The organism is Gilvimarinus agarilyticus, from assembly GCF_000832015.1.
In the GTDB taxonomy this organism is placed as follows: domain Bacteria; phylum Pseudomonadota; class Gammaproteobacteria; order Pseudomonadales; family Cellvibrionaceae; genus Gilvimarinus; species Gilvimarinus agarilyticus.
The window spans coordinates 3144980-3167229 of sequence record NZ_JXCJ01000001.1 but is presented as its reverse complement, the minus strand read 5'-3'; the positions used below and the strand labels follow the sequence as shown (position 1 = coordinate 3167229).

Genomic DNA, 22250 nt, shown 5'->3' with positions numbered 1-22250 from the left:
TTGATGGCAACGTTACAGTGGTACCCGGGCCATATGCACAAGGCCCAAAAAGAAATGCGCGAAGTCTTGCCCGAGGTCGATATGGTGATCGAGGTGCTTGATTCGCGTATCCCTTTTAGCAGTGAAAACCCATTGATTCAAAGGCTACGTGGTGAGAAGCCAGTGGTTAAGGTGTTGTCCAAAAGTGACTTGGCCGACCCGGAAAATATCGCTTTATGGCAAGCGCATTTTGAGAGCCAGCGCAACACTAAGACTTTGGCCATTAGTACCGAAGACCCAAACCGCATGAAAATGCTGCCCGATTTGTGCCGCAAGTTGGTGCCCTTAACCGGTACAGGTTATAAAAAATTGCGCGCTATGATTTTGGGCATTCCCAACGTGGGTAAGTCGACGCTTATTAATACTTTAGCGGGGCGGGCCGTCGCAAAAACCGGTAACGAGCCTGCGGTAACGAAACGCCAACAGAAAATCTGGCTGGCTGACGACTTTATGTTGTTGGATACCCCCGGTATTTTGTGGCCGAAACAGCAGTATGAAAATTCTAGTTACCGCTTGGCGTTTACCGGAGCGATTAAAGATACGGCACTAGAGTACGACGACGTGGCGTTTTTTGGTGCCGGCTATTTGCTGCGCACTTACCCCGAGGCACTTAAAGAGCGCTATCAGTTAACCGCGCTGCCGGATAATGAGGTGGAGTTTCTTGAAGTGATCGCTAAAAAACGCGGTTGCTTAGGCCCCGGTGGCCACGCCGATTTTAATAAAATTTCCCAGCTCTTCGTCAATGATTTTCGTGCGGGGCTATTGGGGCCTATTAGCTTAGAGACCCCAGAGATGGTTGCCCAAGAGGTTATTGAGGGCGACCGTTTGGCCGAGTTAGAGGCCGAGCGCAAAGAGGCAAAAAAGCTCGAGCGCCGGCGTCGCAGTCGTAAAAATCGCTAAAACCGGGGCCCTGCTAACACTAAGGCGCTAACGCTTTAACACTGTTGTCTGGCACCGCTTGGCGAGTTAGCGGGATCTCGGGTGCCCACTCTTGCCAGTCGGCGTCGGGTGCCTCGTGCAAGGTAAAACTCATGCCGTCAGTGGCGTCATCGCCGGGGTTGGAGGGGGTGGCAAAGGCGATCCCTCCAGCGATCAGCGACTGCACCGAACCGGTCTTTAAGGTGGCGCCCGAGAGCCAGCCAAAATCAAAATTAATACCGGTGGCATTCCAAAACACCGAGTTGGTTTTTACCAGGGGCGCGTAACGCGGGTCGATGTGTAGATGGATATTGACATGACGGGCGCTGTCATCCAGCTCAAACCCGGTTACGGTGCCCACCGGAATCTCACGATAAAACACCGAGCGGCCTGCCTGAATTGAGGCAAGCGAGGGCGCCTGTAAGGTAAGCGTTAAACCGTTCTCGCTTAGGTACTGCTCCGGTGCTGACTCACGCCCGATAAAATCGTATTGCACGGCGCCAGTGCCTGGCTCGGCGGCCAAGTATTGGCCAAACACCAACGTCCCTAAATTGCTGATGCCCTGCAAGCCCACGTTGGGTTTAACACGCCAGAATACCGTGCCGCTAGTGGCAAACGTGTCCATGCCCGGTTCGAGTGTTGCATAGGCGGTAACGCCCGGCTCGGGGTGATTCAACTCCACCCGCTCAATAACGCCCACTTTTACACCCAAATACCGGATGTCCGCGCCGGCGCTTAGGTTTTCGCTATCGGCAAAGCGAATACTGATCGTGGGGCCGCGCTCTGTTGCCGCTTTACGCGAGGGGTGCAACGTAAATTGACTGTCTGTTTCGGCTTTAGGGGCTTCACTAGCACCCTCGGGCAACATCAAGCCAATACCGCCGCGCAAGACGCTGGCCAGCGATTCTGTTTGAATATTAATACCACTAAGGCTGGCATCGATATGAATACCACTGTTCTGATAAAACCGCGCTTCGCGGGTGACCAGTGGGGCAAACTTTGGAGGGATATGAACATCCATCAGTACCTGGGTGTGATCGTCGTTTAGCTGATAATCAATGACTTTACCAATACTGACGTTGCGATAATAAATTTCACTGGAGCGGGTAATACCTTCAAGTCCGGTCGAAGCCAGCGTAATGTACAGCCCGGGCTTATCTTTGTGGGGCGCGGGTGCCTCGGCCAGTGCCACAAAGCTGTGCTGTTTAGCGGCCGGCTCGTGTGAGAAGTCCATTTCAATGTGAGTGCCGGTTAGCAGGGTTGATAACCCCGATATTTTTGACAACGAAATACTGGGGGTTGCCAGCCAAAATTGAGTGCTCTCGTTTAACTGCACGTCTGCCAGAGGGTCGATACTGGCCGTGGCAATGACGCCACTGTAATCGGGCTTCATCTCAAGGTTGATAATTTTACCGGCGCTAAAGCCTTTGTAGCGAATTTCAGTGTGATTGGCTTTAATACCCTCTGCCGAGGGGAACTCAATTTCCACCTCATGCCCGGTATTGGCGTCGGTAAAGTTCGGGTAAATACGAAACACGTCGTTATCGTGCGCCTGATCGCCGGGCTCTAAGCCGGCGCGGGTATCAAACGATAAACCGCCTAAAATGACCGACGCTAACGAGTCGGTATTGAGCTCTATGCTGTTTAAATCACCACTGATGGAAATACCGCTGGTGTTCCAAAAACGCGTACGGCTGTTTACCAAATTGGCATATTCAGCTTTAATTTGCGCCTGAAAAATAATGCGGTTGCGATCTTCACTTAATGAATAATCGACGATTTCACCGACCCGCAGCTTGCGGTAATGAATGGGCGAGCCGGTATTCAGTGAGCCCACATCGGGGGCCGTGAGCTGAATTTGCAAGTCGCCATTGCCTGGCTCGGGTGGTGGTGGGTCTTGTAGGGCATTAAATACGTACTGGGTACGGTTACTTTCGCCGGGGCGCATAGCAATGTAGTTACCCGATACGAGAGTATCTAGCCCTTGCACGCCACCCAACGATAGTTCGGGCTTAACCAGCCAAAAGCGTGTGTCTTTGCGCAGTGCGGACTCAACTTGTTTACTCAAGGTCACCTGGGCGGCAACGCTGTCCATATTGGGTTGTACGTGTAGCTCGTCAACAATGCCAACTTTAATACCTTTGTAGCGCACCTCGGTTTTTCCAACCTCTACACCTTCGCCGGTATTAAAAATAACAACGATATTTACGCCCGCCTCATTGAAGTGTTTGTAAGCAAGCCAGCCCCCTAACACCACAGCCAGTAGGGGTAGTAACCAAATGGCCGAGATACCACGTTTGCGGTGAATGGACGCTCCGGGCAAGGCTTCTGCGATGCCGTGTTTATCATTCATGTTTGGATTCCTGTAAGTCCCATATTAGACGTGGGTCAAAACTTTTAGAGGCCAGCAGCGTCAAAATAACTACGGCGCCAAACGCGCTTGCCCCTAGGTTGGGCTCGATACTGGCGATTCGGCCAAAGCTCACTAACGACACCATGATGGAAATAACAAACAAATCCAGCATAGACCAGCGCCCGATGAGCTCGATAAAGCGATACATTAACATCGCTTGATGTGGGTTTACTTTTTTACCCCGTTGTACAGTAATTAACAGTACCGCTATGGCCAACAACTTAAACAGTGGTACGGCGATGCTGGCGATAAACACCACGATGGCAATCGGCAGCATATCGTGTGCTGCCAGGCTAATGACCCCCGACATAATCGTGCTGGGTTCTCTATCGTCCAGCCGTGCAACCGTCATAATCGGGTAAAGGTTAGCCGGAATAAACACCACGGCAGCGGTAAGCAGTAATGCCCAGGTACGCGATAGTGAACCGGGTGCGCGCTGATGCAGCTGAGTGTGACAGCGCGGGCAAAGCCCGATGCGTGAGGTGCGCTTAAACGACAGTTTACCGCACACACTGCAGCGACAAATCTGTTGGTCAATCGCGCGCACGGCTACGCTCCTCTAACAGGTCCCAAAACCGCTCTTCATTAAAGCTGGAAACCGCGGCACCCAGTGCCAGTAACAAAAGTACAAAGCAATAAAAGCCCGTTGTAAACTCCAGTTGGCCCATATCTTTTAGCTTGACTACAGAAACAATTACCGACAATAAGTAAACATCCAGCATGATCCAGGACGACAAATAGTGGTAGCCCTTCAGTAAACGGGCGATTAGATGGCTAGGCGCTCGTATAAACCACGCTAAGCACACGCTTAAAATCAGTCCTAGCAAACCCAATGGTGCCAACACAGTGCCCAGCAGTACCAACCACCCAACCCACCAAAAACCGCTGTCTATTAGATGCTGAGCCCCACCCGTTAGCGTGTAATAGTTGGGCTGACCTAACAGGCTAAAACTCAACTGAGGGTAAAGGTTGGCTGGTATTGCCAAAATAAGCGCCGCCAAGGCTATCGCCAAAGGTGTGGCGGGGTTAAAAGGGCGGCTTGCGTGCTGATGAGCACCACACACCGGGCAGCGAGGTAGCCCTTTGGGGCTGCTGAGCGGGCTGTGCATTAACTGATCACATTCGGCGCATGCCACCAGCCTCTGCCCAATGGGGGGTGGGGGTAGTTCTGTCAGAGGGGGGTGTGACACGCAGTTCTTCCTGTGAATGGAGGCTTTCAGTAGTGATGAAAATACTGCCTCAGACGCCAAAACACAAGATGCCCGATTCAGCGAGCATTCAGGCCTGTGCGCTTACTCTTGTACTGTCAGTTAATTATGAGGGGTACACCATGATCAAATCTAACATGCTGGGTAGTGTGGCCTGTTGCGCTTTGCTGGTCGCCTGTAAATCGCCTCAAGGGCACAGTAACCCCCCGCCACCCCCGCCGCCATTAGCGCTCACACAGTTTGCGCTGGTGGACAGCTATGGAGTAGACAGTGGGTTGTACCCCGATGACTCTCTTTATCTTGACCCATACGCCTACGACGGCTTGTTTGAAGTTTACTGGGAGGTTACCCCCAATCGGGATTACAGCTATTACCTAAGTGTAGGACCAACCCCTAATATTGAAGACAGCGTCACATTTTACGACGCTGCCTGTGGCCCGGGCTTGTACTGCGCGCGCACCGGCTACGAGGTATGCAGCTACTCGTTAAATTATGATTTGCAGTGCGCCAACCAAGCCCCGGTTAATGTCGCCAGCTGGATCTACAATGTACCGCAAACGCTGTATCTGTTTTCTGAAGCCTGTGGCCCTCGAGGCTGCGATGTAAAAAGATTGGGGGTGTTGGCGCTTTAACGCATCACCTATCGTTGTGATTTTAGGTCTGGGATCTAGGTGGTATTAACACCTTAGCCACGTTATGTGTCCAAGAACCCTCGGTAACGAACGGCTCATAAGGTTTATGAGTCGTTTTCGTTCGTTTCTTCTCGCTTAAATATAAACGTTAACGATTTAATTGTGGTTATTGCCAAATGGTTTAAGCGCGTCGTTGAAATCCTCCTCTTGACTGCTATTACTTAAAGAAGCTTTTGATTGTTTTAATAATTTAATTATCGATCAGAGCCAACAAGTAGCGTAAACGATTTTATTCTAGATATGCTCGGCAACAATTTTTTCTGGTGCGACACTTTAAATAGCATGCCGAAATATAAAAATATATTTATATAAGTCGTTGTTTTTTTATTGGCAGTGAAATCTCTGCATCCAAAGAGATTGCGGTGTCGTATATCAGATAATAATAGGCCTCTTTCATTTTGACAGGAGCCATCAATAAAAACGTCACTTTTGACGATACGTTTGAAGACCAAAGCTGAGCTTAAAGGATAAGCGGGAAACGACCCGGCGTGGTTATTTCATGCCGGTACATTAGGACGATACAGTTAGAGGCTAGCGTCATGATTGTCATATTAAAAAAAATGTTTACATTCTGGTGCGCATTACCACTTGCGTTATTTTTAATAGCATGTAGTGATGGCGGTGGTGGTTCATCTTCTCCCGCGCCTTCCGACCCTCCGGCTTTTGAACAACCCGACCCGATAGATATCCCCGACAGCCCCGATGCCGATGATGACGGCATAAGCGATGACGATGATAACTGCCCGAATGTGGCAAACCCCAATCAACTTGACGACGATGCTAATGGCGTAGGCAATGCCTGTGAGCTGGCCGCAGAAGTCGATTCTGATCTTGATGGTTTGCCCGATACTCAGGATAACTGCCCCATGTTGTTTAATCCTGATCAGCGAGACACCGACAACGATAACCTCGGTGACGTCTGTGATCAGGACGACGACAACGACGGTGTTGTCGATTTGCAGGACAACTGCCGTTTACTGGTTAACCCCGACCAAGCCGACCACGATGGCGATCGTGTGGGGGATGTGTGCGATGGCGATGCCGATGGCGACGGCGTAGACAATACCGCCGACAATTGTCCGGCGATTGCCAATACCGCACAGTTGGATACCGATAACGACGGTATCGGTGAGTTGTGTGATAGCGATCGCGATGATGATGGTGTTGATAACAGCACCGATAATTGCCCCGCTGATAACAACCCCGATCAGACGGACACCGATGGTGACGGCATCGGTGATGCCTGTGACACCAACAGCGATGATGACGGCGATGGCATCGATAACGGCATCGACAATTGTATTGCGCTAAGCAATACCGACCAGGCCGATGACGACATGGATTACATCGGTGACGCCTGTGATATTGACGGTGATAACGACGGTGTATCCGACTCTGGCGATAACTGCCCGGCAGTGTCTAATACATTGCAATTAGATAGTGATGGCGATGGCATTGGTGATGCCTGCGACAGTGACGCTGATGGAGACTCTATCAATGACAACATCGATAATTGCCCGCAAATTGCTAACCCAACTCAAGCCGACTCGGACAACGATGGCGTTGGTGACCCCTGCGACGACGACCTCGATAACGATGGGGTGAACAACAGCGATGACAATTGCCCTGCGGTAGCCAACTCCAATCAAATTGACCTGGACGCAGATGGAACGGGCAACGCCTGTGACAATGATCGTGATGGGGATGGTGTGGTTAACGACACCGACAACTGCCCCGACCTGGTAAACAGTGGTCAGGCTGATAGCGACAACGACGGTATTGGCAATGTCTGTGACAGTGTTGATAACTCCGGCGGTAACAACAACGACACCGATGGTGACGGCATCCTGAACTCCGTCGATAACTGCCCACTAACAGCCAACGTGAACCAACTCGATAGTGACTCGGATGGTATTGGCAACGTGTGTGACAGCGACCGCGACGGTGATGGTATCAATAATGGAGGCGACAATTGCCCGGACATCAGCAACTCCGATCAAGCCGACAGCGATGGTGACGGTATTGGTGATAGCTGCGATAGCAGCGATACGACCGATACCGATGGCGACGGAATATTTGATACTCAGGACAATTGCCCTTTAATTGCCAACGCCGACCAACTCGACAGCGATGGCGATACCATTGGCGATGTGTGCGATGACGATCGTGATGGTGACGGGGTAGACAACCCAGCCGACAATTGTCCCATGGTGTCAAACGCCAGTCAGGCTGATGACGACAGTGACGGTGTTGGCAATGCCTGTGACGGTAGTGACGATTCTGATACCGACAACGACGGTCTAGCCGATGATATCGACAACTGCCCACTGATCGCTAACCCGGGCCAAGAGGATGTCGACAACGATGGTATCGGTGATGTATGTGACAACGATACCGACGGCGATGGCGTTAATAATGGTGGCGATAACTGCCCGCTGGCGGCCAACGCTAACCAAAACGACAGCGACAGTGACGGTCTGGGTGATGTGTGCGACAACGACACCGATGGCGACAGTGTGCTTAACGATGCCGATAACTGCCCCATGACCGCTAATACCGACCAAAGTGATTGGGATGGTGACACGCTAGGTGATGCGTGTGATAACGACATCGATGGCGACGGTGTTAACAACAATGCCGATAATTGCCCCGCAGTGCCTAACGCAAGCCAGCTTGATACCGACAGTGATGGGGCAGGCGACGCCTGTGACGCCAATACAGACTCCGATGGCGACGGTGTTGACGATGCCAGCGATAATTGCCCCGCCATAGCCAACCCTATGCAAGAGGATCTGGACGGAGATAGCCGTGGTGATGCGTGCGACAACGACACGGATGGCGATGGCGTTACCAACGGCAATGATAACTGTCCGGTAATGGCCAACAGTGATCAGTCCGACGCCGATGGCGATGGTACCGGTGATGTTTGTGATGCCTTTACCGACAGTGATAACGACAGCATCGCTGATGCCAATGATAATTGCCCGCTTGTGGCCAATACCGACCAGGCCGACTCGGATAACGACGGCCTGGGTGACCTGTGCGATGACGACATGGATAACGACGGTGTGCCCAATAACGCCGATAATTGCCCATTAGTGATTAACCCGCTGCAACAGGATGCCGACTCTGATGGTTTTGGTGATGCGTGCGACGCTGACAGCGATGGCGATGGTGTTAACAACGATTCGGATAATTGTCCGGTAGTGGCAAACCCTCTGCAAACCGATACCGACAGTGACGGTTTGGGCGATGCCTGTGATGGAGATCGCGATGACGACGGTGTGACCAATGCTGACGACAACTGCCCACTGATTGCCAACGCCGATCAGGCAGATACCGATGGAGACGGGATTGGTGATGCGTGTGACTCTACCGAAAACATCGCTTGCGGTGTGGGTAAATTGTTTGAGCCACTCACCGGTGGCAACATTGTTACAGACTCTCGTGTTACCGGTCTGCTATGCATCGGCTGCGGTGTTAGCAGCGCAGGTAATAGTATCGATAGTGACTTAAACAATGCTGCAATCATGTCAACGCCCGTTGCGGTGGTCGGCGGTGTGCACCTGAGCGCAGAAAATACAACCGGTTCTTACAGTGGTAACCATCGGGTTGGGGTGGTTGTGTCAGTGAACAATACGTTGCTGGATCTGACACTGTTGGGTAACCTAACCGTAAGCACCTACCTAAATGGAACCTTGCAACAGAGCGGCGGTGCCGGTGGCTTGCTGAGTTTACGCTTGCTCGGGCTGTTAAATAATCCCGATCAGTCTTTGCTGATGATCGAAACTTCGGCAGCGTTTGATGAAATTGAAATCAGTAAAAATGCCGTTGTTGGGGCGTTGGAAAACCTCAGTGTTCACGCCATGTGCGTAGCACCGCCAGCCCCATAATCGTTTGTTCCAGGCCCCTCGTTCGAGGGGCTTTTTTTTACCCGCTTGATGTACTTGCTATGGCGTCAAAATCATTTTCGGTTGCTTTCTATTCTAAATGGTTATTTTACAGTCAGCTGATAGATCGATAATATGATTAAGCGCGTCTAGGTGGGGCGCTGACGGAATAGCTCAATTGTTGCGACTGAACCATAAATGGTAGCAACATCGACTCAGTGTCTTGCATTGGACGCGGCCTTGTTGCCGCTATTGCACTACTGAAACATCCCCCCAAAGACTGACGATACGTTTGCTCGCAACGCGAGCGAAAACAATCAGAGTGTGTCTCGGTTAAGTACCGTCGACCTTCAAAGTTTGGCATCTACCACGGTAAGCCTGCGCTTATTGGTAACGCGCCTTACTGGCTAGCCTTCCGGACGGACATCGGAGCTCCCCGCTATTAAGGCGGGCGTTAGAGTGCGGCCGATGTGAATGTCGTAACCCGGGGACACCTACATTATCAGGTGGGGTTATATGAAGGCATTGTGGTGGAGCATATCATTGGTGTGGGTGTTAACCGCGTGTGGCGGTGGTGGTTCCGCATCCGGCGGGTCCGGCGGCAACCTTAGTGGCGGCGCGCAAGAAAGTCCGGAGGCTGTGGCGGCGCAAAGCTCATCGTCTGCTGCGAGCGCACCAACGCTGGTAGAGTTTGAAGAGAATGTTTCCTACAGCTTTCTAAGTGGCGAGGTTGCACCGCCGCACATTATCAGCTCGGTGATTACGGGCATTGATTACCCTGTACATGTTTACCTCCCGCCCAATTATGCCGAGTCTGACAAGAAGTATCCGGTTGTTTACGCTCTTGACGGTCAGTGGCAGTTTCCGGGGTTGCCGTACCTTATGGAGCAGGCCGGAGGTGAGGCCATTTTAGTTGCTATTTCACAGGGGCCGGATGATCGCCGCCGCACAGATTATTTACTGCCCGGTGCGCGCTCATACTTTCAGTTTTTAACCGCTGAGCTTATGCCATTGATTGAACCTATGTATCGGGTCGATACACAAAACCGAACGCTCGTCGGGACATCGTTTGGCGGCGTGTTTACCACGATTGCAATGTTACTCGATGACGTAAGTGCACCGTACTTCACTAATTATTTAGCCTTTGATGCCAGTTTGTACGAGCATCAGGCACTAACCCGCGCGCTGCTGGATCAGCGCTATCAAGCCAGCGGCGAATTGTCGGCCAACTATTTTGCTAGCAGTGCCCTCCCGGCCGGTAACGATACCTTTGTCAGTGAGTTTGTCGGGCAGTTGCGCCGTAAAAACTTTTCCTCTCTGACTATTATCCAGCGTGACTATCAAGTGACACACGCTCAAGTGGCTGAGCCCTCGTTTACCGAAGCGGTGAGTTTACTATTGACGCCATAGTGATTACTTAACGTTTACGCAACGTCACAGAAGCCGGGCTGACTGCCCGGCTTTTTTTAGGTTCTCGACATAAGCCCGGCGCCTTTTGGGTGCACCTTGGAGCGGTTCTAGCCCCTTGCTGGCACCGGTTTGGTGCGTCTTGCGGTGCGGCGCCCTCTACTGCGTCAATTGTACTTTTATCTCAGTTTTTACTGCAGAGTCTCGGTTAGCGGCCGATGATGAGTTATATCTATATTTGATTATCGGTTGAAGCATTAAGGATCCGGCGCATGTCCATCAACAAAAAATTTACCCTGTGGTTAAGCGTACTAGTTGTGGCGCTTACTTGTGCTGCAACTGTTACATTTGTTTGGATCGAGGCTAACGTTGTTACGGCTGAGGCGAGTCGCACGGCTACCGATAAAACCGTACAAAGCGTGCGAATGATGTCGGTGATTGACTCAATTATGGCCGAGCGCGTTAAAAGCAGTATGAACGTTTTAATCAAACGTGGCCTGGCCGTTGGTGTCCCATCCCGTGGTGAGCCCACCCAGGTGGCTGGGCGCGATGTACCGCAACTGCTGCTGGGTGAGATCGAGCAAAGCAATAATTATCAATTGGTGGATGCGCTCACTAACGATATGGGCGGCACCGCCACGTTGTTTGTGTTTGACGGGCAGGATTACGTGCGGGTATCCACCAACGTACAAAAGGCCGGTAAGCGCGCCACCGGTACGGTGCTAACCCCAGGCGGCGCAGCTTTTAATGCCATAACCGCCGGTCGGGCTTACTACGGGCAGGTGGATATTTTAGGTTCACCCTATCTAACGGGCTACGAGCCCATGCGCGACGCCCTCGGGGAGGTTATTGGCATTTGGTACGTCGGTTACTCAGCCGATTTAACCGAGCTTGGTAACGAGATTGCCAAATCGCGAATTTTGCAGACCGGATTCTTGGCGGTCCTGGATGATCAGGGCCGGGTGCGAATGCACTCAGATAATTACACCTCTGAGCAAATTGACACTATCCTGGCCCACCGAGACGCCTGGCATGTAACCGAGCAAAGCTTTGACGCCTGGGGCTACAGCGTGGTGGCCGCCTATTCAGAGAGCGAAGTCCAGGACATGTTGTGGGCCTCATCGGCTCAAGTGGCCGGGGCAATTATATTGGCCGGCGTGCTCATCGTTTTGCTGGTTACTGTACTGATCAATATACTGGTGGCGCGTCCAATGGGGCAGCTGATTACCGCGATTGGCAACATTACCCAGGGCGATGGTGACTTAACCGTAAGGCTGAGCAGTGCGAGCCAAGACGAATTTGGTATGGTGGCCAATGGCTTTGATGAACTAATGCAAAAATTTCAGCACACCATACGTGGTGTGGGGGGCTCGTCGAGTGAATTGCTGGGTTCCGCACAGCTACTATCTGATGTGGCCGAAGACTCAAGCCGCTCGGTAGAGCAGCAAACCGCCGGTATCGAGCGTGTTGCCGAGTCGATGCAACAAATGGTGATTGCAGCGCAAAGTGTGGCACAAAGCGCAGGCAATGCCGATGAGCTCGCCAAAGACGCCAGCGTGCAAGCCGGGGCAGGGCAAAGCAGCCTGCACGAGACCATCGCCATTATCGAGCAGCTCACGGAAAGCACCATCCGTTGCGCCGATGCCGTGAATAACTTGAACGAGCACAGTGTAGCCATTGCCGGTGTGCTGGATGTGATTCATGGCATCGCCGAGCAGACCAACCTATTGGCACTCAACGCCGCTATCGAAGCGGCCCGCGCCGGCGAGCACGGCCGGGGCTTTGCGGTTGTCTCCGACGAGGTGCGCTCGCTGGCAAACCGCACGCAGAACTCCATTGTGGATATCCGCGAGCAAATCGAACAGCTACAAAAAGGCGCACAAGATGCCTCCCGACAGATGTCGGGTAATAAGGTTATGGCCACAGAGCTGTCCGATAAAGCCATCGAGTCAGGTGAGGCCATTCAGCGCACCTTACAGGCGGTTGTTAATATCTCCGCGCTCAATACCGAAATCGCCGGTGCCGCCGAAGAGCAAAGCCAGGTATCCGATGAAATCAATCAAACCATCGATGCGGTACGCCACAATGCTCAAGACACCTCAATGCAGGCGGATAAAACCCGTGCAGCCGGCGATGAGCTGATTAAGCTCGCCAAAACCTTACAAAAACAACTGGATGAGTATCGGGTACAGTAACTCACGGTGAGCTACACTAGCGGCGTGCCGCACAACCGCCAGTGCCGGCCCACAATAGAGCATAACCCCATAGGAGAGGAGCAATCTCATGCAGGCCAATCAAATGACGGGGCTCGAACTCCTGCAAGCCATGGCGCGCGGAGAGCTACCGGGCCCCAGCATCGCTAAAACCATGCCCATGTCGTTGGTCAGCGCCCAAGAGGGCTCAGTGGTGTTTCACGCAAGCGCCAATGAAACGCACCTAAATCCGCTGGGTGGCGTTCACGGCGGCTTTGCGGCCACCGTGCTCGACTCCGTAACCGGCAGCGCCATTCACACCATGCTCGAGCCAGGAGTGGGCTACGCCACCATCGACTTAAGCGTCAAAATGCTCAGGCCGGTGCCAAAGCACCAGCAGCTTATTGCCGAAGGTAAACTGGTTAACCTGTCGACGTCACTCGGTGTATCCGAGGGGACCCTTAAAGACCCACAAGGCAAACTGCTGGCCACAGCCACCGCCACCTGTATGATCTTACGGCCATAACGTCTTTCTATATTTATTAATAGGCGCTTTCGCCGCTGCTGCGCAATAAATAACCGGGCCCACCTAAAGCCGCTAAAGCACTGATTTTCTTTAAATCAGTGCTTGACATTTACCAGCTGGATAGCCAAAATGCGCACCCTAAATATGGCTAGGTAGCTCAGCTGGTTAGAGCACAGCACTCATAATGCTGGGGTCGGCGGTTCAAGTCCGCCCCTAGCTACCATATTAAATAAAAAGGCCCCGTAGCTTGCTACGGGGCCTTTTTATTTAATTGGAGTTACGGGGTAGGTCGCAGAACCGCTCCCGGTTCACCCATTGCGCCTAGCAATGGGCAACAAGCGAAGCGCCGCCCGAAGGGTTCTAAAACGCCTTAGCGTTTTAGAATTCACCCGTCCTGGTCTCTCGCTTCAATTCACTGGTTGTCCGGCTCCGTAGCCTTGCTGCGGGGCCTATTTATAGCCCAGAGTTGCCTCCGGTTTTCTAGCGCATATCGTCCAGCTGGTTTACGGCCTAACGTGTCAATTGAACACCTTGCTTCAATCCACCTTCCTTCACTCGCTTTACCTACGTCATGCCCGTAAGCCGCAGCAGGCATACTCACTCGTGTTGATTGACGTCATTTTTATGGTCACTGGTAAGACGGTCAATTTCGGCACTTACGATACGCTCTTGCGCATGCCACACCTTAGGTGCGACGTATCCCAGCATGATAGATAAGGCAATTATCTTGGCCAGCGTGGTTGGCGTTTCCTGAATCGCACCAACAAAATACAAACCCACCATCAGGCCCAAAATGCCTCCCAGTATCAGGCGTAAGGCTAGCCAAGCGCCGCGCAGCTCCTGCATCTCCGGGCTCGCAATTCTTAAGTCAGTCTCAGTTCTGGGCATCTGCTTTAGGTCGATGGTCAGTACAATCGCCTGTGCGAAGCTACCAATAACAGAACCGATAGTGCATAAAAAAATGAGTGCGAAATCGTAGTTCGAAAACCCTAGCATCGGTGTGTACTCTCCCTGTTTATGGCTCTATAACCCCTATTGTTAGCATGGCTGCCATATGGTTAGTGAAACGTTGTTGATTATGGTATTTTCTGGCTACCGATACCAGCAGAAAACCCAGCCTTGAGCCTTGTGCTTGGCACGTTGTTCGAGTGCTTGGGAAAAATGTCCCTCAAGGCACGGCCGGGTTAAAGATTCTGGAGTGCAAATAGCGGAGTGTTGCCGGAGGTAGGGTAATAAGCTCGATGACAGAGAAAGAGCAAGAAGACTTAAAAGCAGCAGGGATGGCCGGTTGATAGCGGCTAGGGTAGCCGATGGGTGGAGGGGCATAATAAAGAGATCGCAACCTTAGAGGGAGGTGACTTGCATGGACGAAGATTGGAGAAATTACACCCCAGAATACAATTACGAAAGTAAGTCCGCCACACAACTCTCAATAATACTGGTCAGCACCTTTATCGGTGATTTGGCTGTGATTTTGTTTGCCGCAGGATATTGGATAAAGCTTCAGGTTGACCGTCATGAGCGAGAGCAAATCAAAAAAGAATTCATCGGCGATATGAACGCTGCGAAAGAGGTTCTGAGGGATCCAACACTAACACCAACTACTAGAAAGATTGAATTTAAGCCCATAGGAAAACCTCCTGTACAGGAAAATCCGTACCAAAGCCCAGCAGCCCAAAAAAATAACCGATGAGCAGTGGGTTATTGAAGTGGGGACATGAAAAAGCTTAAAAAGCCGAGAGTTGGAAAAGATGTGCATGAAAAGCCTCAAAGAGTGCATTAAGCCCAATTTGACGCTATGGCGTGGTGTTTTGTGGTGTTGCATGGTGGTAACTTGTTGATTTTATTTGTAGAAGTTTAGACCTGATCTGACATTTCTTCTTGAAAAAGAGAGAGTTACCCGTTTTGATAAAGGTGTCGAATCTTAAATCAAAACAAAAGGTAACTCTCATGATCCATACTAACAATCCTATCATCAAACACAAGGCAGGCTTGCTCAATCTGGCGGAAGARCTTGGTAACGTATCCAAAGCTTGTAAGGTAATGGGGGTATCGCGCGATACCTTCTATCGCTATCARGAGCTCGTGGAAGACGGCGGAATCGATAACCTGATCAACAAAAGCCGTCGAACTCCCAACCCGAAAAATCGMGTGGATGAGGCAACAGAACAAGCTGTTGTAGAGTATGCCGTGGAACAACCAGCTCACGGTCAGCATCGCACGAGCAATGAATTACGCAAGGTGGGAATTTTCGTATCTGGCAGCGGAGTCCGCTCTATCTGGGTACGGCATAACTTGGAGAACTTTAAAAAGCGGCTGGCGGCCCTTGAGGCCAAGGTCGAGAGKGAGGGKATTATCCTAAGCGATGCGCAGGTTKCCGCTCTGGAGAAGAAGAAAAATGACGACGAGGCCTGTGGTGAAATTGAGACAGCCCATCCAGGTTATCTGGGCTCTCAGGACACGTTTTATGTGGGCAATCTCAAGGGTGTGGGCCGTATTTACCAGCAGACATTCATTGATACTTACAGCAAAATTGCCTTCTGCAAACTCTATACGACGAAGACACCAATTACCGCTGCTGACACGCTCAATGATAAGGTTTTGCCATTCTTTGAGGCTCATGATCTACCCATGTTGCGAATACTCACAGACCGGGGAACAGAGTTCTGTGGCCGCGTCGATCAGCATGACTACCAACTCTACCTGGCGATTAATGACGTTGAACACACAAAGACCAAAGCCATGTCACCACAAACAAATGGGATCTGCGAGCGCTTCCATAAAACGATTTTAACCGAGTTTTATCAGGTGACGTTCCGCAAGAAACTCTACAGCACCTTAGAGGAGCTTCAAAAAGATCTGGACGATTGGATAGAATACTACAATAATCAACGAACGCATCAGGGTAAAATGTGCTGTGGCAGAACGCCGATGGATACATTACTTGATGGGAAAATGATCTGGGCCGAGAAAAATTTAGCTCAGATCTAAACTGACAGACACCGGATGAAAAACGGGTAACTGTCAGATCAAGTCTGAGCTACTACATTTTATTGGTTATGTGGTGTTGTGAGAAAGACTGCAAGGCTCTCATAATGCGGCAAATTCTTCATTGATGCGTGATTTGGCTTAGGCTCCTGCTTGTTGATTCACCATGACTTTCGCAATGCGAATCACAGTTGGTATTGGCAAGTGCTCCAGACGCTTGCCAATACCCAATTGAACTCCCCCTGCAATATTCATTCTTTTGATTATTGTTTGCCCGACATCAACTGCTTCATTAACTCGCTGAAATCAAAGCTAGAGGCTTTCTGTAATGGGGGGTATTCCACTAGAGTCTTGATATGTTCACCAAGAAGCTGTTGGACGGGCTCATTAAGCCACTGCTTGGCCTGCACAATATCGGAGCGATCGGTAGTGCCATCGAAGCTTTCGAAAGGGTCTAACCGGATGTTATAGAGGACTGGAAATTTTTGCTTTACGTAAGGAGCGTAGTAGTTCTCGCTCGTCTCAAAGTGAAGTTTCCACTGCTTGTAGCGGATCGCTTTAATACTTGATTCGTAGTAATAAAAGTAGTGGTCACGTGCACTTTCATCAGACTTACCCATCCAGTAGTCCAGGTTGTTAACGCCATCAATAGGTTGTTTATGTTCTTTCAAAACCTTTTGTGCAATGTCAGGCTCGCCTGCAGCTGCAGCAAGTGTAGTATAAATATCCATGTGAGATTGTATTCCGCTGAGAACCGTGCCAGCGGGAATTTTGTTGGGCCAGCGAACCATCATGGGAACGCGAACACCGCCCTCATAAGTTGTCATTTTTTCTCCGCGAAACGGCGTCGTACCGCCATGAAGCCGCGCACTGTGCTCCGGACCATTGTCGGTTGAGTAAACGACAATTGTGTTGTCGAGAACACCCATTTCTTCTAAGGCATTGAGCATATCCCCAACTTGCTTGTCATGTTCGATCAGGCCGCTACCATATAGGTCGTGCTCAGTAGTATGTTCGGCAGCAAGATACCGGCTTTCATCGCTTAAGCGCGTGTACATATGCATTCTGCTTGGATTAAACCAAACGAAAAAAGGCTTACCTTCGTCTTTAGCACGCTTGATGAAATCGAGGCTGGCTTCCATGAACTCCTGATCGACTGTTTTCATCCGCTCACGGGAAAGTTGGCCAGTATCCTCTATTTTTTGTTTTCCGACTTTTCCAAAACGCGGATCGACAGTGCGATCATCTTTATCCATCGCGTAACTATGGATGACTCCGCGGGTGCCGAACTTTGCGAAAAAGTCGGGATCTTTAGGGTAATCAACTTGCTCAAACTCTTCCTGAGTATTGAGGTGGTAGAGGTTGCCAAAAAATTCATCGAAGCCATGCACCGTAGGAAGGTGACTATTCCGGTCACCGAGATGATTTTTACCGAACTGGCCGGTGGCGTAACCCTGTTTCTTGAGTACTTCGGCCAAGGTGTGGGATTCTGCCTTGAGCCCAAGCTCAGCACCTGGGCGGCCGACCGTCGTCATACCACTGCGGATGGGGTACTGTCCGAGGATGAGCGATGCGCGACCAGCGGTGCATGAAGGCTGCGCATAGTGATCTGTGAATATTGCCCCTTCAGTTGCAATCCGGTCTATGTTGGGTGTGCGGTAACCCATCGTCCCATTACCGTAGGCACTGACGTTCTGCCAACCGACATCATCTGGAAACAGTATAAGTATGTTTGGCTTCTCCTGAGCTGCGATTGAAGTACTTAGAGCGCCGAGAATAAAACACATCACTACTATAACTGGGGTTGTTTTCATGGTTTTCCTTTTCCTGTTCAATATTGGAGCTAATACAGTTTAGGGTGAGAAACTACCTTTTTGGGTTAAGCTCTCCCTAAGCATGGTAGCCAACCTTTGGGCTTTAATGCTAAAAGTTTCTAGAAATAACAGAGAAGTTGTTATTGTAGTCGCCTCCGCGCGTGTGGGGATGCGATTTAGTTGGATTAATGCCGAAGTTTAGAGTTTTTCCTAAAAAAACGTAATCGCTTTATAATTTATTGGAATTAGAGGTTTGTAGAAAATTTTAATCAGAGGGGTTGATGGTTGCCCAAGGGCGTTTGGGTAGCTCACTGGCGGCGGGKTTTTGGGCGATGGTGTATCTTCATGTAACGTTTATACCGCTGGTGCCACGGGATGACTGAGGTTTAACGCCGAGAGTGCTATTAGGTGTTGTAGGCTACCGGTAGGCTTTGAGTGTCACAGTAATGCAGCGGTTGTGGTCACTAGAGTAAGGTCGTAGAGGTACTCGCTCAGTTTTTGTCAATGATCTTTTCTTGATTAAGGGCCTACATATCCTTCCAGTGTTTGTCGCTAAAGGCTAGGTCCTATTGGCTGGGCGGCTTTTTTTCGAGCAGTGCGGTGACCGTTTAATAACCGCAAGGCCCGACTGGTGGAATTGATGTACAACAAGCGTACCGAAGCGCATTTTAATCTGTATGTAGTCACCGTAACGGTTCCTGCCACTGCTACTCAGCAGGGTTTCAACTGCCTCATAAATACCCAGGCTTTTTAGGGCGTCTTCGAACAGTCGATATTGCGTGGCGGGGGCGAGCATTGCAGCGTCAAATGGGTCGCCGTACTCTTTAAACGCTTCCGCGTGAGATTGAGCCATTCGATCTTCTAACGGTGCCAGTTTGTCCTCTTTCACTGACAGTCGATCAAGAAGTTCCATGCTTAATGGCTCTTTAGCTATGACACCGCTTGGGTGGTGATAAACAATGAGGCGAAGACGGCGCTAAGTAAATGGCAGTCCATTTCATTAAATAATCTCCATGGTAAATATAAGTGAAAGTACCTAAACTAAAGCTCGGATTGGGTACGTTTTACGGCGCACTGGTTGCTGTGAGGTAGGGCACGCCGTGTAATGCCAGATACAAAATGTGTAAACGCGGATGCTGCCTGACCGCGCTTACGCTAGCGGCCAGTTACAGATTGGTGAATCTGACCACCCTTGTGTTGCATAGTCCCAAGCCAAGCCCCGTGGTATATTTTGCTTATGAATAGACTGCTTACATCCCGTATCCCGTACTGCTCCTTCTTTTACTGTTTACTTGCCTTGGCGCTACTGCTGGGGCTGAGCGCCTGCTCGCCGAATGATGAGCCCGACGCAAGCGCGTCAGCTTCGTCGCAAGCGGCTAATGCCCGGACCGCGGCGTTTAGCAATTACACGGAAACTGGCGACTGGCCAGCGATTAAAAAGCGTGGGGTGTTACGGCTGTTGGTTCCGCGCCGCGAGTATACCGGGCTGCCGCGCACGGGTATGCCAACCGATGGGTTTCGGGATTTGGCCGAGGCTTTTGCCCGTGACAATGGCTTGCGCGCCGAGTGGATTGTTAAAGATTCACTCGCCGAGCTGCTGCCGGCACTGCAGCAGGGCGAGGGTGATTTGGTGGTTAACCATCTAACCCGCACCGCCGAGCGGGAGCTGCAAGTCGCGTTCTCGCTACCGCTTTCGCGGGCGACAGAGCGCGTGGTGACAGCCGGTGGCGCCAAACCGGTAGACTCTGTCGAGCAGTTGGCTGAGCTATCGCTAGTGGTGCCTAAAGGTTCGTCGTACCAGCAAACCATGCAGCGGTTGGTAGCCGAGAACCCAGCGTTGCGCTTTGATATTACCGAGCGCACCCACGATGGCAATCCGGACACATTGGTCGACTTGGTGGTGAGCGGCGACTTTGATGCGACACTACTGGATGGCAATGTCGCCGAGACGCTCAGTCAGTACCGCGAGGATTTTACACAGGGTTTATCCGTGTCGCCGATGCGGCCGGTGGCCTGGGCGATGCGCATTGACGCCGAGCAGCTGCGCTCACGCTTAAACCGGTATTTAACCCGTCATACCATCGATGCCTCAAGTATCGATCATAGAACCGATGATTTGCCCGCGATGAAAGATCGTGGTGCGATTCGTATGATTACCCGTAACAACCCCGCCAGTTATTTTATGTGGCGCGGGGATTTGATGGGCTTTGAGTACGATTTGCTAAAAAAGTACGCCAGCGAGCAGGGCCTGCGTTTAGAGGTTGAAGTGGCGCCGCCGGAGATAGACCCGATTGATTGGCTAAAAGCCGGGCGGGGCGATGTGGTAGCCGCCGCTATGACGGTGACCCCAGAGCGCGCCGAGCGAGTTGCCTTTACCCGCTTTTATAACAAGGTCGCCGAGCAGTTGGTTAGTGCCGAGCCACGCCCACCGTTGGATAAGATTGCCGATATCAGTGGCCGCACGTTGGTCATTAACCCGCAGCACGCGTATTGGCAAAGCGCCGAGCGCTTTAAAGCCGGTGGCGCGGACTTTACCTTACGTGCGCCAAAGGAGGATTTATCCAGCACGGAGATATTAATGGGTGTGGCCGAAGGGCGCTTTGATGCCACTATTGCCGACAGCCATTTGGTGGCGATCGAGCAGCGCTTTGCCGAGGGCTTGTTAGCCGGTGCAACACTGCCCGAGAAAGAGCACGCCTGGGCCGTGCGCCCTGACAACCCTAAGTTGTTGGCCTCGCTTAACGAATTTTTAAACCGGCATTATCGCGGTTTGTTTTTTAACGTGACTTACAACAAATATTTTAAAAACGACGAGCGCATCGGCAAATATCAAGGTGAGCGATTAACCTTTGCCGACGGCTTGTCGCCCTACGATGATTACGTAAAGCCGCTAGGTGAGACGTACCAGTTTGACTGGCGTTTGATCGTAGCGCAGATGTATCAAGAGAGCCGTTTTATTCCCGATGCTCGCTCTTACGCGGGGGCTCGTGGTTTGCTGCAGGTGTTGCCCAGTACCGCCGAGGAGCTCGGCTATAGTATTCCGTTTGACGAGGCTTCGGGCATTGAAGCGGGCGTGGCCTACCTTAACTGGACTCGCGATCGATTTGAATCTTACCTGCCGTTGGATGAACGCTTGTGGTTTGCCCTGGCGGCCTATAACGCCGGTTACGGTCACGTACAGGATGCACGCCGATTGGCCCGGCAAAAAGGCTGGGACCCGGATGTGTGGTTTGGCAATGTCGAGCGCGCTATGCTGTTGCTATCACGCAAAGAGTATTACAGCAAAGCGCGTTTTGGCTATGTGCGCGGTACCGAGCCGGTGCATTATGTGCGCAATATTCGTGACCGGTATCGCGGGTATTTGTCGGCGCAGTAGGGGGGGTAGGTCGGAAGGCTGACGTCTGAAGTCGGATGCTTTTGGAGTGAACCTGAGCAAGACAGACGCTAGATTCCCGATCGGGGCCGGGAATGACGGAGGGGGGTGGATTTCCAATCGGGGTCGGGAATGACGAGAAAGGTTTTAACTGGTTAATCTTCGCCTTGCTACAACGTCATCCCGTGCAGAGCGAAGCAGCGACACGGGATCCAGTGGCTTTGACGATATAAAAGGGCGAGTGTCGGACGACGGAAGTCTGATGTCGGATGCTTTGGAGTGACCCTGAGCAAGACAGACGCTAGATTCCCGATCGGGGCCGGGAATGACGGAGGGGGGTGGATTTCCAATCGGGGTCGGGAATGACGAGAAAGGTTTTAACTGGTTAATCTTCGCCTTGCTACAACGTCATCCCGTGCAGAGCGAAGCAGCGACACGGGATCCAGTGGCTTTGACGATATAAGGGGCGAGTGCCGGACGACGGATGTCTGATGTCAGATGCTTTGGAGTGACTCTGACCAGGAAGACGCTGGATTCCCGATCGGGGTCGGGAAAGACGGGGAGTGGTGCTGGATTCCCGACTGGGGTCGAGAATGACGGAGGGCGCGCTGGATTTCCGATCGGGGTCGGGAACGATAAGAAAGTTCTACCTCGTCCATAACCACAAAGGGCGAATCCAAAGATCCGCCCTTACGTGTAGTAGCTCAGACTTGATCTGACAGTTACCCGTTTTTCATCCGGTGTCTGTCAGTTTAGATCTGAGCTAAATTTTTCTCGGCCCAGATCATTT

16 protein-coding genes, 1 tRNA gene and 1 pseudogene are annotated in these 22250 nt (G+C 51.5%); 11 read left to right on the top strand and 7 right to left on the bottom strand.

The features are described 5' to 3' along the window. The first annotated feature begins 3 nt into the window (after positions 1-3). Positions 4-939 carry a ribosome biogenesis GTPase YlqF gene (ylqF, locus tag SD69_RS13845; protein ID WP_041523679.1) on the top strand — a complete coding sequence of 312 codons (936 nt, stop codon included), beginning with the start codon at positions 4-6 and terminating at the stop codon, positions 937-939. 19 nt (positions 940-958) lie between these two features. Here the strand turns inward: ylqF and SD69_RS13840 are convergent, their stop codons facing one another. From SD69_RS13840 to SD69_RS13830, 3 genes are read right to left on the bottom strand one after another with little or no spacing between them, the layout of a single operon-like run. Continuing rightward, complete coding sequence (locus tag SD69_RS13840) at positions 959-3310, bottom strand: PqiB family protein (RefSeq protein WP_052481171.1); 2352 nt, start codon at positions 3308-3310, stop codon at positions 959-961. Further along, complete coding sequence (locus SD69_RS13835) at positions 3303-3917, bottom strand: paraquat-inducible protein A (RefSeq protein WP_041523678.1); 615 nt, start codon at positions 3915-3917, stop codon at positions 3303-3305. The genes SD69_RS13840 and SD69_RS13835 overlap by 8 nt, the downstream gene beginning before the upstream one ends. Then, a complete protein-coding gene (locus SD69_RS13830; protein WP_157471693.1) occupies positions 3904-4560 on the bottom strand; it encodes a paraquat-inducible protein A in 657 nt (218 codons plus the stop codon). The genes SD69_RS13835 and SD69_RS13830 overlap by 14 nt, the downstream gene beginning before the upstream one ends. 140 nt (positions 4561-4700) lie before the next feature. On the opposite strand from SD69_RS13830, the gene SD69_RS13825 reads away from it, so the two are divergent. The 3 genes from SD69_RS13825 to SD69_RS18210 all read left to right on the top strand — a co-directional run bounded on the left by SD69_RS13825 (position 4701) and on the right by SD69_RS18210 (position 10570). Continuing rightward, positions 4701-5210, top strand: a complete 510-nt coding sequence (locus tag SD69_RS13825; RefSeq protein WP_157471691.1) for a hypothetical protein — start codon at positions 4701-4703, stop codon at positions 5208-5210. Positions 5211-5809: 599 nt separating this feature from the next. Then, the gene (locus SD69_RS13820; protein WP_052481169.1) at positions 5810-9163 is read left to right on the top strand and encodes a thrombospondin type 3 repeat-containing protein; all 3354 of its coding nucleotides are present in this window, start codon (positions 5810-5812) and stop codon (positions 9161-9163) included. 513 nt (positions 9164-9676) lie between these two features. Next, a complete protein-coding gene (locus SD69_RS18210; protein WP_052481168.1) occupies positions 9677-10570 on the top strand; it encodes an alpha/beta hydrolase in 894 nt (297 codons plus the stop codon). Between the two features lie 229 nt (positions 10571-10799). Here the strand turns inward: SD69_RS18210 and SD69_RS19220 are convergent, their stop codons facing one another. Then, positions 10800-11057, bottom strand: a complete 258-nt coding sequence (locus SD69_RS19220; protein WP_408606047.1) for a hypothetical protein — start codon at positions 11055-11057, stop codon at positions 10800-10802. Between SD69_RS19220 and SD69_RS19215 the strand changes: the two are divergent. The 4 genes and pseudogenes from SD69_RS19215 to SD69_RS13800 all read left to right on the top strand — a co-directional run. After that, positions 10954-11538: pseudogene (locus tag SD69_RS19215) on the top strand (Cache 3/Cache 2 fusion domain-containing protein); the annotation flags it as partial. The gene SD69_RS19220 and the pseudogene SD69_RS19215 overlap by 104 nt on opposite strands. After that, positions 11536-12762 carry a methyl-accepting chemotaxis protein gene (locus SD69_RS19210; protein ID WP_408606046.1) on the top strand — a complete coding sequence of 409 codons (1227 nt, stop codon included), beginning with the start codon at positions 11536-11538 and terminating at the stop codon, positions 12760-12762. The pseudogene SD69_RS19215 and the gene SD69_RS19210, both read left to right, overlap by 3 nt. Positions 12763-12850: 88 nt before the next feature. Further along, on the top strand, positions 12851-13285 hold the full coding sequence (locus tag SD69_RS13805; RefSeq protein ID WP_041523675.1) for a PaaI family thioesterase: 435 nt from the start codon (positions 12851-12853) through the stop codon (positions 13283-13285). Positions 13286-13431: 146 nt separating this feature from the next. Beyond that, a tRNA-Met gene (locus tag SD69_RS13800) sits at positions 13432-13508 on the top strand. Positions 13509-13882: 374 nt separating this feature from the next. Here SD69_RS13800 and SD69_RS13795 read toward each other — a convergent pair. Continuing rightward, a complete protein-coding gene (locus SD69_RS13795) occupies positions 13883-14281 on the bottom strand; it encodes a hypothetical protein (protein ID WP_041523674.1) in 399 nt (132 codons plus the stop codon). A gap of 367 nt (positions 14282-14648) precedes the next feature. Between SD69_RS13795 and SD69_RS13790 the strand changes: the two genes are divergently transcribed. Together SD69_RS13790 and SD69_RS13785 are read left to right on the top strand one after the other, a co-directional pair. Then, positions 14649-14978 carry a hypothetical protein gene (locus SD69_RS13790; RefSeq protein WP_041523673.1) on the top strand — a complete coding sequence of 110 codons (330 nt, stop codon included), beginning with the start codon at positions 14649-14651 and terminating at the stop codon, positions 14976-14978. 257 nt (positions 14979-15235) lie between these two features. Next, positions 15236-16276, top strand: a complete 1041-nt coding sequence (locus SD69_RS13785) for an IS481 family transposase (RefSeq protein WP_041523672.1) — start codon at positions 15236-15238, stop codon at positions 16274-16276. Positions 16277-16536: 260 nt separating this feature from the next. Here SD69_RS13785 and SD69_RS13780 read toward each other — a convergent pair whose 3' ends face one another. Next, entirely contained in the window at positions 16537-18087 is a 1551-nt protein-coding gene (locus tag SD69_RS13780) for an arylsulfatase (protein ID WP_084591582.1), read from the bottom strand. A 559-nt stretch (positions 18088-18646) separates the two neighbouring features. Then, on the bottom strand, positions 18647-19000 hold the full coding sequence (locus tag SD69_RS13775) for a hypothetical protein (protein ID WP_041523671.1): 354 nt from the start codon (positions 18998-19000) through the stop codon (positions 18647-18649). Between the two features lie 324 nt (positions 19001-19324). Here SD69_RS13775 and SD69_RS13770 point away from each other — a divergent pair, with 324 nt between their 5' ends. After that, the gene (locus SD69_RS13770) at positions 19325-21463 is read left to right on the top strand and encodes an MltF family protein (RefSeq protein ID WP_052481167.1); all 2139 of its coding nucleotides are present in this window, start codon (positions 19325-19327) and stop codon (positions 21461-21463) included. Positions 21464-22250 lie beyond the last annotated feature (787 nt).